We start from the raw sequence: 16,363 nt of genomic DNA on the forward strand, positions 1-16,363 counted from the left end.
CTAGTGGGCCTTGTCGAAACCAGGCTGACGGCGATCCGAAGGCAGCTTCTTCGGCGGCTGTCGTCGGGGGAAGGCAGGCTTGAAGACAGGGGCAGAACTCTCCGTGTCAGGCGACTCCATGGGGGGCGGGTTTGGAACCGTTATTCGCTTTGTGAGCGCCAGATGGATCTCACGGCTCGACAGTCGCGATGCTGACGTGGGCAGGGCCGGAGAAACGTCCGCTTTGGCGGCTCCAGTCGCTCCTGAGCCCGGTTCGTTCGGATTTGTCGAACGATTTGACTGGTCGGCGCGCAGCCTATCGAAGGCAGCCTGTGCTTTCGGCGAAAGAACGTGATTTCTGACCTCGATTCCACGTAGCATGCAGGCGACCGTCACGGCATCTTTGTAGGCCTGATCGCCATGAACCTCGACGCTTTCCCATCCGTGGCGCTCGGCGGCTGCGGCTGTCTCCGCTGCGGCCGTCCAGGTGATGCGTCCCTTCAACGAAATTGCATCGCCCCGGTCGATAAGAGCCGTACCATCCGCAAGATTGATCCAGAGAAGGTCTCGCTTCTCGTCGAACCTGACTGACGCGATCGACGGAATGGCCTCCGCGTCGATCCATCCGCTCCGGTGCCACGTGCGAAGTATTGCGGCGCGGCGGTCCTTCTTGGATGACGATCGCTGGCCAGGATTGGCAGGAACGATCTGGCGCTGACGCTGCGCGCCGACTCGCGTTTCCAGATGCCTGAGCTCCAGGGCAGCTTCGATCTCCTCTGCCTGGGCTGCCTCCCACTCCCGTCTCCTCCTCCGATGGTCCTGAAGCGCCGCCAGCGCTTCGGGCATCTCGCTGGTTCGTTCAAAGAATCCGAAGTTCCATCGTGGCAGTCGCGGTTCAGGGTCCGGTAGATCTCGTTCGGAATTAGGCCGGGCATCTCCGTCATACGAGAAGCCATGCTGCTGGCAGAAGGCGGTCAGTTGGGCGGCAAACAGCTCCCGGACGTTGCGGCCGTTGCGCTCGCGGAAAAGGTCATTCCAGCTTCGATCCTTTCGCGCGGAAATGTCGTCGCCATCGATCGAGCGAAGGGTCGCAAGGCCGTGAATATTAATGTTCCTGCCGCCGTCGCTGGCGGCAACATCGTGAATGTCGATCTGGAAGATCATGCCGCGCTCAACGAACGGTCCATAAACATGACGAATGCACGGCTCCCACAACGCCTCCGGAATCTGCCTCGGCATGGAAAAATCGACGATCCGCGCTTCCTGAGCGTCGATCCGCCTCTCAACCGCAGCCGCTCGCTGCCAGAGCGCTTCAGGGTCGTGGGCCCAGTTCGGCGCATGATCCGGCACGAGCATGATGGTGCGGACGTGCTCTTTCCGCTTCCTGCTGAAATCGAACGAGCGGCCCTCGTGATCCACAGCCCTCCCGCACGACTGATAGGCGGAGCGTTTCGCTGCTGAATGACCATCGCTGCGACTGACTACCCCGAGCTGGACACGAAAGAAATCAGCCATCGGCGGCCCCTTCGTTGTCGGACGGGCTGCCGCCGAAATCTTTTTTCGAGCCACGTCGCGACAGCGATGTATAGGCGAGCCTCATCCTCTTTTTCCCGGTTCTCATCGCTCAACGATGAGCTCGCGTTTGCGCCGGCGCAAACGCCGACAAACAATAGTCCCGGAGCATTCAAAACCCGGAGGGACGATATGGCCGCTGATCTTTCTCAAAAGTTGGAACTGGCACGGGCGCGAGAGAGAACCGCGCGGGCCAGAACGGCACGACTGCGGCGCTCGCTCGATCGTTCCAACAGGAAGACGCAAAGCCAACTGAAACACACGCTCGGCGGGGCAATCCTGGCGCTGGCCGAAACCGGGAGGGGCGATCAGATGGTTGCGGGCTTCCGCCGCTGGCTCGATCGTTACCTTGCCCGGCCGCAGGACCGTCAGGTTCTCCGCGATACGCCGTTCGCGCTCGACGCAAAGGAGGACGGCCATGGGAACGCATGACAGGCTCGTGAACCTCCGCGATGGCGCTCCGTCTCGGCAAGTGTCGAACACCGCCTTAAACCCGAACTCTGTCGCTTCCGGTCATGCGAAACGGGAAGCGCGACGCGGCTGCGGCGCGGTTGCGAGGACCCGAGCCCAGCGCTACGCAACCAGGCGTGGTATGCCCAAGGCGCTCTGGCCCTTCATCGCGGCTGCAATCTTGATTGCCCTGATCTTCGATCGGCAGATGAAACCCGCCCTGTCTTGGTCGAGGGCTGCCCTCCCGACTGACGATACCGAGGTCGAGAAAGCAGCTCAGACGGCCGAGACGAGCCTTGACGAGGAACAGGCCCTGACTCCTTCCGAAACGGGCAGCGCGCTGCACGGGGAAATGCAACCGCGTTATCGTCCGCCCACCGACTTCCAAGCGAAGCATGTTTCTCAGATGGTCGACTTCCTCATTCGAAATAGAGGCAACCTGGACAATCCAGTCATCCGGCAAAAATGGGGTCACATTGACCGGACATCGATCCCGCTCGCGATCTACCTCCGCGAAATGGAGGCAGTCGACGGCTGGGCCGATCTGGAAAGAGACATCGTTGCAGTCAGCCCGCGTCCGCTAACGTCGGTGACGGACGGCACTGACATGCCCTCGTCGATCCGCCAACGGAAGATTCTGGAGCTCATTCCTGAATGGACCCTCCACGGGGGCAAGCTGCTGAGTCCGCCGAAAACCGAAACTGCTGCCCCGATAGTCTCTTCTGATCTCGATCCCGAAGATGATCCTTCTCCGCCGACAATGTCCTAATAAGTTGCGGCAAGTCAGCAGTTCATTCAGGCGAGACCGGAGCTGGCCAGATAGTCCGTGCCGTCTCAAAAAGCAGGGCACCACGCTGAAGGATCGATTCCTCATCCCAGTGCTCGTAGTGATGTAGCTCGCGATTTAGCGTCAGCGCTGCATGGGCTCGAACCGCTGGCATTTTCGACGGGAAGGCACTGTTGGATATGCTGGCGTTCAACTTGTGTGTCAAAAGGGTCAAGTTGCCGAGCTTGTTGATAGCCCGCTCCCGGTCCATCTCTCGCGATGTGTGCTCAACGTCTACCTCACCCTCTTCAAGGTGATCGAAGCCAGGGACAGGCCAATTCTGCCGCCACTTCTGCGGCATGATATGTTCGAGGGTCAGATCGCTCTTGATGGCGATGATCTCGCCATCATTTGCACGTTTTACATGCTCGATGGCCTCGAAGAGGTGACGAAGCCGGGGTTGACGACTTGCCTTATATTGATCCCGTCCAAGCCAGCTGTCTTTCCATTCCTTGTCGGTCGGCCAACGCGTGACCTCTGCTTGACTCGATGAAAGCGCCTCATGCAGCATCGCTAGCGGCTCGCTACCCGCCGCTCGAAGCTTGGCGATAATGTCGACAAAGAACCTGTTATAATTTGCGGTTGGCAAGCCGCAGATGTCGCGGCGAACTATGTATGATTCTATGAGCGTCAGTGCGGTCGCGATTCCTTCGGGCAGGCCAGCCTGGGTCGCGAGGTAAAGCACCAACGGCATAGCAGTAGACACGTCGAATGCTTTTGCGAAGCGGCCAAAACGACCAAGCGGATCGTCCGGCGACTGCTCCGCTATTCGACGATAGATGGCAGCGCTAGCCTGAATTGCCTTGAGTTCTTCCTCGATCGAATCGAAGGGCTCATCTTCGAGAATCCATTTTCGGTAGGATTCGAACAAATGGTCGGCCGATACGAGATCGGATCGCATCATCGCCAAGTGATCAACGAAAAGCCAGTCAAGGCGCGATCTGGTTTGCCGCCCTCGCGTGTCGCCTTCGCGCCAGAACCACCGATCCAGTGGCAGCCAGTATGACTGGTAAAGCTTGTCAATGTTGAGCGAGCCTTTGGTCTGTCCTAGCCCTTTCGCACGCTGGAAAATAAAGTTTCGCATGAGGTCGCCTGCCGTTAGGTCGACACCTCGGCTGTTAAGCGTTTCAAAGATGGTTTGCGCGTCGTCGCCTCCTTCCAGTTCGATGGAAACCACGGCAAGGCCGGATCGAAGGGCTTCGAATAGCTTTTCCATGCGGAACGCGCTGAATGCCCCGTCGACAAATACATGCTGCTCGATGCGAGCTCGAAAAAAGGCATACGCTGCAACAGACGGACGAACCACGCCTTGTTCGTCGTCTGGAATTGCGAATACCTCCCCAAGTTCACCGCTCGGATCGACGATGTTGATGAATGAAGAACGATCAGTCATGGATGGCCACAGCTTGAAACGTTCGACCTCCGACGTTTCCATCACGCCATCGTTGAACAGATATTTCGAGACCTCATTCGCATATTCAGAAGACAGGGAAGCGGCTACGTCGCGCAAGGCGGACAATAAGAGCTGAAAAGTGGTCAGCCGTTGTTGGCCATCGATGACCTCGAAAGCTTGGACCTGCTTACCGAATGTCTTCATTTGAGAGATCACGATTGCGCCCATGAAATGGGGGGCCGAGAGTTGTCCGGCTTTTTCCAGGTGTCGTGCAGCGCGATCGATATCTTCCCATAGGAGTTCAAGCTGGGGCGTTACCTTCCATGCGTATTGCCGCTGATATAGCGGAATAAGGTAGCGACGCTTCCCATCGAAAAGCTCAATGATTGTCCGCGTAAACGGCCGCATAGGATGTCCCCCAAAAATTCGGCATCCCACGGCGCGCGAGATACCCTAATCTGCTTCTACGTTACTTCACCAGTTGCCCGGCTTGCCCGTACGCCGAAACAAGCGATGCCAAGGTCGCGCTCGGTTTCACTGCACCATACGGCACGAGTACGTAAGTCCACGGCTTCCCGCCCGTATCCTTGGCGTGCTCACTGGCGTGGTGCACCCATTTTCGCGTCGCCTTGGCCTTGGCCTGTACAACCGATCGGACATCCTGATCGGGCTTGCCTGACGGGCGACTGGTATCTTTGGACCATCGACCGAACGACGACACCACCCAGCACCGACTCGTCGATAGCTCTGGGCACGCCTGACGCGGGAGTGGAACCAGCGCGGACCAGTCAGCGGGCAGCCGACAGAATTCTCGGGTTTGCCGTTACGAAATCGAGACCGCAATTTGCAAAATCCGCATCGTGCGACACGATAACATATCCTTTGTCACGGCAATGTTCCCTCAGCATTATATCACTGAAGTCTATTAAGCCTGATGCTGCCTCCGATATCACATCACCAATATCAACCTGCGCGCCATTGACCGCTTCGTACTCACCGTCAGCGACAATGGTTTCACAGACATCAATCATCGTTTCCATATAATCTTTGAACTCAGAACTCTTCCTATATTTCTTATAGTGCGAGAATTTTTCCCCATTTTGAGCTGTTTCTTCGAATGACTTCCTACGCATTTCGTACTCGATTTTGCAGCACCTGTTAAAAAATTCGCCAAGAATGTAGTCTGTCACCACAATCACATTGTCGCTATTTCTGATTTCGTTGAAGAAGGTGCTGTACATCTCGGATTCATCAGGTCGGGGATCAAACCCTTCAAGCGAAATCCAAACATTGGTGTCGAACACGACCCGTCGACCCGCCAGTCGACATCCTTTGCGCGCGTCAAAGATCGTCATCGTTCTGTCCGGTCGCTTCCTTGAACACACGCGCCACCCGGTCTGCGTCCTTGAAGAAAAGCTTCGCGCGATCCACGACCAGTTTCAGCCGCGTCAGATGCCAAGGTTCAGCGTCGACTGGCGGGGCTAGATGCCGCCGAACATGCTCTTCTGAAAACTCGTTGTAGAGCTGCCCGACTGCAGCGTTCAAAAAGGCGGTCGTCATTCGAGTCACCCCAGAGAACGACAGGACAACCCGATCTCCGGCGACGACGTGTTCTCTAATGATCGCGAAAATCTTGTGTCCATCGGAGGCGGACACACAAATCCCGCCGCCCAGAATTGATGAAATCGGAACGGTCACGTTCTTCATACCGCATGCTTACCAAATGTCGCGAGGATGGGGAGCCTTCGCCAAGTCATATTGCTTCCTATCGGAGGTTACTATCTCAAATATGACGGCCGTCCCGGGAAAGGGCGATGAGAGTATCGCCTTCGTGACATTTCCACCCGATTGACACCACACCCCCGCATTCGACACAACCGTGATTTTTCCCCCATTTAACCGAACGAATTCCCGGATGAGTTTGAGGCCCAAACCACCTGGCAAGTCACCTGATCGCGTGGTGCTGCCAGGTTGCATGGCCCAGTCGATCGCGTCATCCGGACGGATGTCGCGTCCCTTCGCAGCCCGGAAAGCGCCGTCGATCCCTCTTCCTCCATCGGCTATCGAAAACGCGATTTTCTCGGTCTGTGGATAGAACTGACCACCTACGCAGACCTGACACTCTGAATTCGAGTGGAGCGAACAGTTCGCGAAGATTTCATCGAGCCCCTCGTAAAATTTCCCTCGAAGAGCATTAGTCATCTTCGGCATCTCTCGTCTTTCTAAGTGCGTGTTCGTGTACCGCGAGAAATCAACTCCACCATCGAGCGAAAATTCGCTTATCGGTATGGTTGTCCTGTATCTGTCCTCTACTGTATTGGACAGGAATCCATTCCTCTGAAGTACCGCCTGCACGCGATCGTTGAGGGACATCAACCCGATCGTATTTCCTCTCGCCTGTGCATGTCTGACAATAATAGCGAGTAGTGGACACAGGTGCGCATCTATCCATCGGACTGTTTGAAAGTCGATCTGGATTGACTCTCCGCGCATTCCAGAGAGTGAACTGTTCAGCTTTGAGAGCACCTCGAACCCGTGAGTCTCAGTCCTGATATCCCTCTGATAGACTGGAACAACCTTAAAAAGGCGAGACGTGCTAGTGGTCATATGAGGGCGACCGCTTGGGAGTGGGCCGAAACCAACGATGCCAGCGTTGCGCTCGGCTTTACCGTGTCGTGCGGGATTAGCACATACGTCCATGGCTTTCCGCCCGTATCCTTGGCGTGATCGTTGGCATGATGAACCCATTTCCGGGCGGCCTTGGCTTTCGCTTGAACCACCGGATCGCTCATCTCGTTCTTCGCCTTGATCTCGACGATGAACTTGTCCCTGTCCGTCTCTACCACGAAGTCCGGCTCGTATGACTGCCCGGCCGCATATTCAATCCGGAACTGGCCGATGCCCGGCTTCATCCACCGCAGCACCCCGGTTTCGCTCTTCGATTCCAGGATCACCGCGAATTCGCGTTCAGTGTCGGAATCGAATTTCTGGTACGGGTAGCAACATTTCGCAAAGCCTTCGAAGACATGCTTCGGAGTTTGGCTCAACGGGTTCACAGGCGTTCGGAAATCCCGAACGAATGCCTCGCTCGGCACGTTGAAAGCCTGCGGCTTCAACATGATGAAGCCTCTGGAGACGCTCGCCCGATAGTCGGTCGCCGTCTCCCAATAGTGCGTCTGCATTTGCCCGAAAATGAACCGGGCCAAATCCTTGCCGTGAACGATCAGCACGTTCTCCACGTCTTCCGGCGTGGCCAGATACGACTCCAGCCGCTTCACCGTCTGACCGGACAGCTTGAAGAGGAGCTCGCTCTGGGTTTCGTAGTCCACCTGCGGCAAATCCATGAGGTGCCGGACAAGGTAATTCTCCAACCTCTCTTCTTTCACACCCTCGGTTGTGCGCGCAAGGAAGGCGCGGGATTCGTCGCGAAGCCGCTGCACCATGATCTGATCTGACAGCGGCTGCTTGGCGATGGCTTCGAGATTCGAAAGATCGAAGTCGTTGAAGCCGAAGTTCACTTCGCTTGTCGGCAGCACGACAATTTCTGGAATCGAAATGGTGTGCATGACGAGCTGTTTCGTCACTTTGGCGACGGTCGCGGCGACGTCCGTTTTTCGTTCGAAAGTTTCGAACGTTCCCTGTTCGGGTGCCATCGCTTCCTTCACGATCCGGGTGATTTCGGCCTGAACTTCCGGAGTTTCCAGCTTCTCGATGCCCGTCTTGATCCGGCGCTCGAACTCCCGCTCGATCACGTCCCAGGTAATGCGCGCAACTTCCCGCTCCTCCTGCGTCTCGAAGACGTAAGGCTTCTGTTCAGATTCGTCGAACGTTCCAGCCGTTCCAGTGAGCAACGTTTCGACATTCGAAGGAGCTTGAACGACATGCGCTCCGATATCGGACACGTCGCCGTTCCCGCCGACGATGACCGTCTTGCGAATGGAGATGAGGGAGTCCGGATCGCGCGCTGCCTTGATCACGTCGTCGAAACGGTCATGCGCAATGATCGTCAGACGGTCGACGGCTTCAACACCCGTCCGCTGACCGTAAGGCAGCCGAAGGCCCCGGCCGAGCGTCTGCTCAGTCAGGATGTCGGATGCGGACGCACGGAGCGGAACGATGGTGTAGAGATTGGTGACATCCCAGCCCTCCTTCAGCTTGTTTACGTGGATGACGATGTCGGTTTGCGCATCGTGTTCGAGCGCGACAAGCTTCTCGGTCGCTTCTTCGGTCTCCTCGCCGCGCGTTCCCGAATGAACCTCGATCACGCGGCCCCGGTAGCGTCCTTGGAAGAAATCATCCGATTCCACATATCGCCGTATTTCGCTGGCGTGCATGGTGTCCTGCGCCACGACAAGCATGAAGGGATGCACAAGCTTGCGGCCCGTCTGCTGCGCATAGATCGCCAGTTCCGCCTTAGTGTGCTCATGGCAGTGGATGCCGTCCTCCAGCTTTATTCCTTCAAGCTGTTCCCGGGTGACGCTGTCGACGCGGAAACCCTCCCGCGTTGCGACGGCCGGGTCCTTCACATAGCCGTCGGCCATCGCCTGACCGAGCGGGTAATCTACAACCACGTTCTTGAATGCAACCGATTTGGCTCCGACCGAGCGCGGGGTCGCAGTCAATTCCAGGCCGATAACGGGTTTCAATTCTGCGATGGCGTTCATGCCCGCCTTAGCACGGTAGCGGTGCGCCTCGTCCATGAGAAGCACGAGGTCCGGAAGGCCGGACAGGTACTCGAAATAGGACTCACCGATATATTCGTGCAACTTGCGGATGCGGCCTTGCTCCTTGTTGATCTTATCGACGTTGAAAATGAAGACAATGGCGGTCTGGCCGAGGAGGTCGCCGCGAACCGCATAGCCGCGCTCCCAATTGTCGCCCGTCTCCACGATGGGCGGGAGTTGCGCGAATTCGGCAATTCCTTTGAAGACGTATTTCTGGGAGTTCTGCTGACTGAAGTCCGCGACGAGTTTGTCGTAGATCGTCGTGTTCGGAGCGAGGATGAAGAAATGTTTCGAGCGCCCCGTCAGATAGAGATAAGCGATGAAAGCGCCCATGAGGCGCGTCTTGCCGACTCCAGTTGCCAGCGCGAAACACAGCGACGGAAAGTCCCGCTCGAAATCCGTCACCGTGGGATAGGTCGCCTTGATGGCATCAAGCGCGGCGACAACATCCGTGCCCTTCGAAAACTCGATCGTGTCGAGCACATCGGCGAGGATGTCGAGCGCCTCGGCCTGCGGCGTGCGCAGTGAAAGCCGCGCCTTGATCTGGTGAAGCTGGCGCTGCAACATCACTTGCCTCCAGCCGTATCGAAGAGCGGCAACGTCGCTTCGGCTTTCCCGCGCTTCGGTTCCCCGACATTGTCCGCGGGCTCCGCCGCCTCCACGGAATCCACCTTTTCCGGGAGGTTCGCGATCCGGAGGGAATAGTCGTCCCGACCCCATTCGCATTTCGCGAGGATGGAATGGGGTATCTTCTTTACCGTGAGGTTCGGAAAGCTGTCTTCCTTCGCGTTGAACGCCTTGCAGCACACCAGCAGCGTCCGCTTCGGCCCGACTTCCTCGGATAGCTTCTTCAGTGCGTCATAGGTCAGCGACTGCGTAGTCACATAGATGAAGTCGGTCTCAGTCGAATGGCCATGCCGCCAGTATTCGGCGGGGTCTTGGCTGGGCGAATAGGTAAAGCCCAGATGCTTGCACAGCGCCTCCGCCAACATTGCGGCGTTGTATTCCTTAGCGATCACCCAATTCCCGAAACGGTCCTTCTCAAGGAGAGACGGCGCAAGCCGATAGAAACGGAACCCTCCGCCTCCCTTCCATCCCGTGGCCTCCGTCACGCCGCCCGGATCGTTGCCGTCGACCACTTTCCTCAACCGGGGGACAATGTGGGTGACAGCATGGTCGCCAAGTTCGATCATGATCCAGCGGCGGCCCATCTTGTGGGCAACCGCGCCCGTGGTTCCTGAACCTGCGAATGAATCGAGAACTAGGTCGCCCGGATTTGTTGCTATCTCTAAAACACGCCGGATAAGCCTTTCCGGCTTGGGAGTTATAAACAAATCACTCTCAATCGTGGATAGAGATCGAACCTCGGACTTGGCCTCGGCATTATGCCCAGCATCTTCGTAAGTCCACCAAGTGGAAGGAACTACGCCTCCTTGCACGTCGGTCAAAAATCGCTTTTGTGCCGGGATATTATCACCGTTTTCTCCCCACCAGATTTGCCGATCAGCATCAAGTGCATGAAAACGACTCTCTGAGACGCGCCAATATGTTCCTTTTGGTGGACCTTCGATGACTCGCCCAGATGGACTTTCTATCGAGTAAAGCCCCTTGCTGTAAAAATTTCTTGCGTGAATCGGAGTCGCCTTCCATACACCTCTTTGATCATTGTCTTGGTTCTTATACGCTGCGTCCTGTTTCTCTGTTCTTGGCAAATCATTTCTGTGCCAAAGACTCTCGTCTTTTGCGTAAACCAAAATATGATCGTGCATTCCTGAAAAATGCTTCGCAGAATTCTTAGTAGTATAAATTTTTTGCCAAGCTATAGTACATAGAAAGTTTTTTCGACCAAAAATCTCATCACACAAAACCTTCAGGTAATGCGCTTCATTGTCGTCAATTGTAATCCATAATGAACCATCGTCGCTGAGTAACCGATGAATCATCTGAAGGCGATCGCGAATCAATGACAGCCAGAGCGAATGCTCAATGCCGTCGTCGTAATGCTCGAATGCGCTCCCGGTGTTATATGGAGGATCGATAAATACGCATTTGACCCGCGCAGCGTACTCAGCCTCCAGTGCTTTCAACGCGAGCAGGTTGTCACCCTGGATCAGGATGTTGTCGAAGATGTCCGCTTCGGGTCCGCGCGCGCTGGCGTGGTGGGATAGCTCGGCATCCTCGATCAGAATCCTTGGCTCCAGCCTCGGCCGCTCGTCCTTGCCGATCCAAGTGAGTTCAAGGCGCGTTTTCTTGCTCATGCCACCAGTTCCCAGCGGATTGTCATCAAGGGCGTGATTTTTGGAGTGATCGCCAGCTTCGCGGCGACATCATTCAATTTGTCATCGATCTCGCTGCGGATTTCTCGAAGCTTCTTGAAGCTGTCGAACACAAGATCATCGCGTTCCTGTTCCAATTTCTTGATGCGGCGTTCTTCCTCGATCTTGTCCGCCAGCGGGATCGACTGGTTACCGCGAAGTGCTCTTTTGGCCGCCTCGGCTTCCGCATGGAGCTCCTTCGCCCGGCGCTTGTTGGCACTTTCGAGGTCGTCGGCGTAGGCTTCTAGCTTCACGGTTTCCTCGTCCAGCCATCTCCGGCTTTCGTTCTCGGCTTCCTGCTGCGCCGTCTTCATGGCCTCCCCGTCGATGGCCGCCATGCTGTCCGCCGGATAGGCGACATCCACCGTGCTGGCTATGGCGGGTACATGGAACAGCTTCGCCGCTGTTTCCTGAGCCAGCGCTTTCCCGTCATCGGTTGCGGCGGCGACAATGATGCTGTCACGCGAACCAACTGCTGTTTCTGCCCGCAGCAGGGAAACCTTCAGCCATCCGGCTTTTCCGGAAAAGCGCTCAAGATCGGAAAGACGAGGCTGGTCGTCGTTGCGGTACGTCTTGTAGTCAAAGATCAACTTTGCTTCAGGAAGGTCGCGGTTCCGGGCTGTTTCGACCAGACTGTCGGCCAGCGTTCCGTCGCCCAGCCGGAAAAATTGCCAACGCTTTTCGTCTGCCAACGGCCACGCGGTAGACCATGTTTTTCCATCATGCTCAAACCGGGGAACGCCGTCGCCATAGAAGGTCGCCTGAGGCAACTCGGCGCGCGCAACAAGCCAGAGGCGGCGCTCGAACTCTGACATGGTCTGCCTGATATCGGTATCGCGCTGCTGCAACATCTTCACGATCGACTCATCGAACAGATCGAAAAGATTCTGGCGCGTTGCTGCCATGTCCTGGCTGATCTGCTCCTCAAGCTCCGCCTCCAACTTCTTGAAGGCCTCGTTTACCTGTTCCTCGGTCCGGCAACTCTGGACCACCGCAAGCACCTTCTTTTCGAAATCGATGCCGGACTCGATGGAACCGAGAACCTCATCGCTGGCTCCGAAAACGCCCTGAAACAGATGGAACTTCGTGCTCAGAAGTTCGTGAATCCGCTTCTCGGCCTGGTTCTTTAGGTTCAACATGTTGACGACGGTCACGTCGATGGCCTGTCCATAGCGGTGGCAGCGGCCGATCCGCTGCTCGATGCGTTGCGGGTTCCAGGGCAAATCGAAGTTGATGAGGAGGGAGCAGAACTGCAAATTTATGCCCTCCGCGCCGCTCTCCGTTGCGATCAGGATGGCCTTGTCGTCGGACTTGAACGCGCTGACGATCGCGCTCTTCATGTCGGCTGGCTTCGACCCTGAAACCGCGTCTGTGCCTGCCTTCTCCTTCGTCCAAGCTTTGTAGATCTTCTGACTTTCCGGATCGGAGTTCGAACCGTTCATCAGCACGATCTGCCCGGCATATCCATTCGCGGACAGGATTTCGGACAGATAGCGCTGCGTCCGGATGGACTCGGTGAAGATGACTGCTTTTCGTCTGCCGCCCAGCTTCTCGACCGCATCAAGCACTTCCGGGAGCTTCCGGATCAGCATGTTTCCCTTGGAACTGGGGCCAATAGACCGGGCAAGAGCGACATAGTCCTCCAGTTCGGCAATTTCCGCCGCCAACACCTTCGGATCGATCGCGCCCGGGGACTTGCCGTCTTCCGCCTCGTCGGTGCCGCTGCCGTTCTCTTCTGTGGACAGGACTGCGTCGTCGGCGATTTCTTCCCGAACTTCTGCGGTGTCGTCGATGTCGGCAACGACGCTCTCGTCGGCGATCTGGTTGCGCTTCAGCCGGGCGATGACGTTTTCAAGGAACATGGTGATCGCGGCGATGGAAGAACCCAGTGTCTTGCGGGCCCCGATCAAGACTAGCTGGTTCGGCTTTGACCCGAAGGCTATCGAATCCTTGCGTTGCAGATAGGCGGAAACGCCGTCGTAAAGCTTCGTCTCTAAATCGCGCGGCTCGAAATCGAAGGTGACCGCCACCCGCTTCGTATAGTTGACATGCCCGGCATCCTGCACCGTCTTGCGCAGATGTCGCTTGTAGATCGGTGACAAACGCCGTCGCAGCCCCGACAATGACAGCCTATCTGATGCCCGACCGTGCATCGCTCGGAAACTCTGCTCATCGCCGAAGAAATTCTCATCGATGACCGACACCAGCCCGTACAATTCCATGAGGGAATTTTGCAGCGGCGTGGCCGTCAACAGCACCTTGAAACGGGAGGCAAGAACGTCCCGGAGCTTCTTCGCCTGGGCGGATTGCCCCTTCTTGTAGACATTGCGCAGCCTGTGCGCCTCGTCGATGACGACGAGATCCCATCCAACCTGGTGAAGCTCGTCGTGCTTGCGCGCGGCATACTGATAGGACGTGATGATGATCGAGGCGGGGTTATCGAATGGATGTTTCTGGCCGCTCTTCACTGCATCGCGATGCGTCTTTGAATCCAGGATGACACTTGGCAGCGAGAATTTTTCCTGAAGCTCCTGCTGCCACTGGGTTCGCAGTGATGCCGGGATAATCAATAAGACGTGGCGACGGCGCTCGGCCCATTTCTGAGCGATGACGAGACAGGCTTCAATGGTCTTGCCCAAACCGACTTCGTCGGCAAGAATTACGCCCTTGGACAACGGCGAATGGAGTGCAAAGCGCGCGGCCTCGACTTGGTGCGGTTTCATGTCGACGCGCGCGGTGGAAAGAGACTTGGCGAAGGCTTCGTCGTCCCGTCCTTCCAGCATGATGCGATTGGCAAAGTATTTGCTGTGGTAGTGCGTGTATTCCGTCATATTCCCCAAGCCCATTGTCGCACGGCGGATCAACTGGAACCGTTGATTCGCGCAATCGCGATGGCGGACAACCCTAACGGTGTTGCGCTACTTCACTAAGTTTTTTTGTCAGTGTCAGTGAAGTTGATCAGGGAAGCTCCTCCCTTTCGCTCGCATCCCGCAAAATTCCCGCGAAATGATCGATCTCTTCGATCAGCTTCGGGCCGTACCGGGCCATCATTTTCCCCGCCGCCGTAGGGGCCTTCCGTTGCGGTCCTGTGAACAGCCCAACGCCCAAGAACTCCTCCATGCGCCTGACTCGGTCGGTGATGACGGATTTCCGAATGTCGCGTCGTTCGGCAACACGTTCCCGCGCGCCATTTTCATTCGCAACGGCCTCGGCCAGAACCTCGGCTGTCGTTTGGAGGTCGATCAGCCGCATCGACTCCGTCGAAGCGGCGGTTGTTTTTTCCTTCACTGTGCCCCCTTGTACCCGAACCCCGGTTCTCACGGTTCGGTCTAGCACTGCGGTTCTTTCCCCTTCCTTTAGGAGCATATCTTTCTACTATATAAGGGAAACGGGACAAGGCTATGTAGAGCGGAACTCAATTACCTGTATTTATGTAATTTATTGGCTTCGTGCCGCGCGAAGAATCCGAACATGCCGACATCGGAGGGCATCGCTGTGACGGTCGACTCGCGAAATCGTTCGGATTTTTCGAATGAAAATCATTCGAGAATGCCGAACCGTCATTCATTCAAAACGGCGTCTGGTTGTAGGGATGATGAGTTCCCCATTGGCTGGGTGATAGTAAGCCCGTTCCGCATTGACGGGATGATAATAGGCCAGTTCCCGAGCCGTGGGTGGAGTCCACTCGCCCGAGCATTCCAACTCCCGTAGGCGCTTGCAGTGCTTAAGCGCCTCCCAGTTGACCTGACTGGTCTCGTGATCAAGCTCCATGAACTCCATGAAGATCACGTCCCTGAGATATGCACAGTGGGCGAAGCTCTCGGGAGCGACCTCCCGCAGTCGGGTCATGAACCCCAGTTCGCGATCAGCATCGTCGAAATAGTCAGCGGGATGCCCGTACCGTGCCCACGCCTGAAGCCTCATGACCTTACCTGCGACAAATCTTGCTGCTCTACGAACCTCTGGATCGATGATCTTGTCCGACAAGGCAGCGAGGTTTTCTGCGAATCCGTCACTGGAATAACTATCTATTGCGCGTTGGAACCAGGGATAAAGCGGCCGTCTATCTATTAAGGGGTGAGTCAATTCCAAGAACGGTTCCAGGTTCTGGGCTGCCACGAATTGACCCCATAGGCCCATTTCAAGAACGATGAGCACACGCGACAACCAAGGATCGTCCCAAAAATAGCTGTGCGCTTCGTCAGTTACTTTTGGCAATCGGACTTCACGCGTGCCCCGGAGCCGCCGCTCGTCGTCGATCCAAATCAGCGTGTCCTTCATTCCGTTGAACTCGCGTCCCCGGCGGACGGCTACAACATCCCCCTTCACGAAAAAGTGGAGCCCGAGACCATGTCGGTTGATGGCGGTGAGATACTCACCCAGCCTCTTACGCCGCGTCGATTTCGTCGACCGCGCGATTTCAGGAAGCGGATTTGTGGCTGTGCGGACGCAATTGTCCCACAATACAGCAGCAAGCTCATCGATGAGGACAAGGCCGGAGCCGTCGCGCGGAAACGTCTCATCCAGGATTGCAACTAGGCGGCGTTCCTTTAACGGCAACGTTTCGATTTTCTTCTGGCGGACTGGAGAAATACCGTGCTGACGCAGATGGCGCGCGACAGTGCTCTTCGATTGCCCGCTGAAGCGGGCCGCATGACGCACTGTCGCCGCGCCATACGTTTCAGCCGCGAATTCCAGCAGCAAGGGTGCGGAAACTTCCGTAGCCGCGCGTTCCTCGCGGCTCCGCTCCGCCTTCTTTCGCGGCGGATTGTATTTCTCGATCGTCCAGCGGGTCACGTCGGCGGCCACGCGAAGGGCCTCGGATTCGCTAAGTTCGCTGCCTTCGTCCTTCAGCCATTCGAGGATGGACGATGTACAGAAGTCGAGCAGCTTCCACCGATCCTTGCCGTTCTTCCGAACAAACCCGTAGGCCGCTTGGCGCAGAAATTCGAAGGCTTCGGGATTGGCGCTCATGGCATACGGAAAGAGGTAAGAGGTCCGCGCCACATGGAAGAGGCGCTTGCGCGCTACGATAGAACGCTCCTGTGAAGGAATGCTAAATCTGTCACCGCATGCCCAGCCCGTGTCAGGCTGGTCGGACGGG

At 56.7% G+C, this 16,363-nt stretch carries 12 protein-coding genes; 2 read left to right on the top strand and 10 right to left on the bottom strand.

The annotated features are described in order from the left end of the window. Positions 1-1,494 carry a MobA/MobL family protein gene (locus tag FJW03_RS16430; protein WP_140763673.1) on the bottom strand — a complete coding sequence of 498 codons (1,494 nt, stop codon included), beginning with the start codon at positions 1,492-1,494 and terminating at the stop codon, positions 1-3. A 189-nt stretch (positions 1,495-1,683) separates the two neighbouring features. Between FJW03_RS16430 and FJW03_RS16435 the strand changes: the two genes are divergently transcribed. Continuing rightward, positions 1,684-1,983 carry a hypothetical protein gene (locus FJW03_RS16435; RefSeq protein WP_140763670.1) on the top strand — a complete coding sequence of 100 codons (300 nt, stop codon included), beginning with the start codon at positions 1,684-1,686 and terminating at the stop codon, positions 1,981-1,983. A 160-nt stretch (positions 1,984-2,143) separates the two neighbouring features. Continuing rightward, positions 2,144-2,770: a hypothetical protein gene (locus FJW03_RS16440; RefSeq protein ID WP_140763667.1), complete on the top strand. Its 627-nt coding sequence runs from the start codon at positions 2,144-2,146 to the stop codon at positions 2,768-2,770. Positions 2,771-2,792: 22 nt separating this feature from the next. On the opposite strand, the gene FJW03_RS16445 is transcribed toward FJW03_RS16440, so the two are convergent. The 9 genes from FJW03_RS16445 to FJW03_RS16485 all read right to left on the bottom strand — a co-directional run bounded on the left by FJW03_RS16445 (position 2,793) and on the right by FJW03_RS16485 (position 16,233). Next, positions 2,793-4,628, bottom strand: a complete 1,836-nt coding sequence (locus FJW03_RS16445; protein ID WP_140763664.1) for a DUF262 domain-containing protein — start codon at positions 4,626-4,628, stop codon at positions 2,793-2,795. 380 nt (positions 4,629-5,008) lie between these two features. Continuing rightward, a complete protein-coding gene (locus FJW03_RS16450; protein ID WP_140763661.1) occupies positions 5,009-5,575 on the bottom strand; it encodes a hypothetical protein in 567 nt (188 codons plus the stop codon). Beyond that, positions 5,562-5,927: an STAS-like domain-containing protein gene (locus tag FJW03_RS16455; protein ID WP_140763658.1), complete on the bottom strand. Its 366-nt coding sequence runs from the start codon at positions 5,925-5,927 to the stop codon at positions 5,562-5,564. Before FJW03_RS16455 ends, FJW03_RS16450 begins: the two co-directional genes overlap by 14 nt. 9 nt (positions 5,928-5,936) lie before the next feature. Continuing rightward, entirely contained in the window at positions 5,937-6,593 is a 657-nt protein-coding gene (locus tag FJW03_RS16460; protein WP_226890378.1) for an ATP-binding protein, read from the bottom strand. A gap of 230 nt (positions 6,594-6,823) precedes the next feature. After that, entirely contained in the window at positions 6,824-9,511 is a 2,688-nt protein-coding gene (locus FJW03_RS16465) for a DEAD/DEAH box helicase family protein (RefSeq protein ID WP_140763655.1), read from the bottom strand. Continuing rightward, entirely contained in the window at positions 9,511-11,202 is a 1,692-nt protein-coding gene (locus tag FJW03_RS16470; protein ID WP_140763652.1) for a site-specific DNA-methyltransferase, read from the bottom strand. The genes FJW03_RS16465 and FJW03_RS16470 overlap by 1 nt, the downstream gene beginning before the upstream one ends. Further along, the gene (locus tag FJW03_RS16475; protein ID WP_140763649.1) at positions 11,199-14,090 is read right to left on the bottom strand and encodes an SNF2-related protein; all 2,892 of its coding nucleotides are present in this window, start codon (positions 14,088-14,090) and stop codon (positions 11,199-11,201) included. Before FJW03_RS16475 ends, FJW03_RS16470 begins: the two co-directional genes overlap by 4 nt. Positions 14,091-14,217: 127 nt before the next feature. After that, the gene (locus tag FJW03_RS16480) at positions 14,218-14,547 is read right to left on the bottom strand and encodes a LysR family transcriptional regulator (protein ID WP_226890379.1); all 330 of its coding nucleotides are present in this window, start codon (positions 14,545-14,547) and stop codon (positions 14,218-14,220) included. 276 nt (positions 14,548-14,823) lie between these two features. Then, entirely contained in the window at positions 14,824-16,233 is a 1,410-nt protein-coding gene (locus FJW03_RS16485; protein ID WP_140763646.1) for a hypothetical protein, read from the bottom strand. Positions 16,234-16,363 lie beyond the last annotated feature (130 nt).

It is taken from the genome of Mesorhizobium sp. B4-1-4 (assembly GCF_006439395.2).
In the GTDB taxonomy this organism is placed as follows: Bacteria; Pseudomonadota; Alphaproteobacteria; order Rhizobiales; family Rhizobiaceae; genus Mesorhizobium.

Excerpts from the sequence above, each read along its gene's own strand:
- FJW03_RS16455 (WP_140763658.1), bottom strand. The coding sequence starts at position 5,927 with ATGAAGAACGTGACCGTTCCGATTTCATCAATTCTGGGCGGCGGGATT.
- FJW03_RS16470 (WP_140763652.1), bottom strand. The coding sequence starts at position 11,202 with ATGAGCAAGAAAACGCGCCTTGAACTCACTTGGATCGGCAAGGACGAG.
- FJW03_RS16435 (WP_140763670.1), top strand. The coding sequence starts at position 1,684 with ATGGCCGCTGATCTTTCTCAAAAGTTGGAACTGGCACGGGCGCGAGAG.
- FJW03_RS16445 (WP_140763664.1), bottom strand. The coding sequence starts at position 4,628 with ATGCGGCCGTTTACGCGGACAATCATTGAGCTTTTCGATGGGAAGCGT.
- FJW03_RS16465 (WP_140763655.1), bottom strand. The coding sequence starts at position 9,511 with ATGTTGCAGCGCCAGCTTCACCAGATCAAGGCGCGGCTTTCACTGCGC.
- FJW03_RS16460 (WP_226890378.1), bottom strand. The coding sequence starts at position 6,593 with ATGTCCCTCAACGATCGCGTGCAGGCGGTACTTCAGAGGAATGGATTC.
- FJW03_RS16485 (WP_140763646.1), bottom strand. The coding sequence starts at position 16,233 with ATGAGCGCCAATCCCGAAGCCTTCGAATTTCTGCGCCAAGCGGCCTAC.
- FJW03_RS16475 (WP_140763649.1), bottom strand. The coding sequence starts at position 14,090 with ATGACGGAATACACGCACTACCACAGCAAATACTTTGCCAATCGCATC.
- FJW03_RS16440 (WP_140763667.1), top strand. The coding sequence starts at position 2,144 with ATGCCCAAGGCGCTCTGGCCCTTCATCGCGGCTGCAATCTTGATTGCC.
- FJW03_RS16430 (WP_140763673.1), bottom strand. The coding sequence starts at position 1,494 with ATGGCTGATTTCTTTCGTGTCCAGCTCGGGGTAGTCAGTCGCAGCGAT.
- FJW03_RS16450 (WP_140763661.1), bottom strand. The coding sequence starts at position 5,575 with ATGACGATCTTTGACGCGCGCAAAGGATGTCGACTGGCGGGTCGACGG.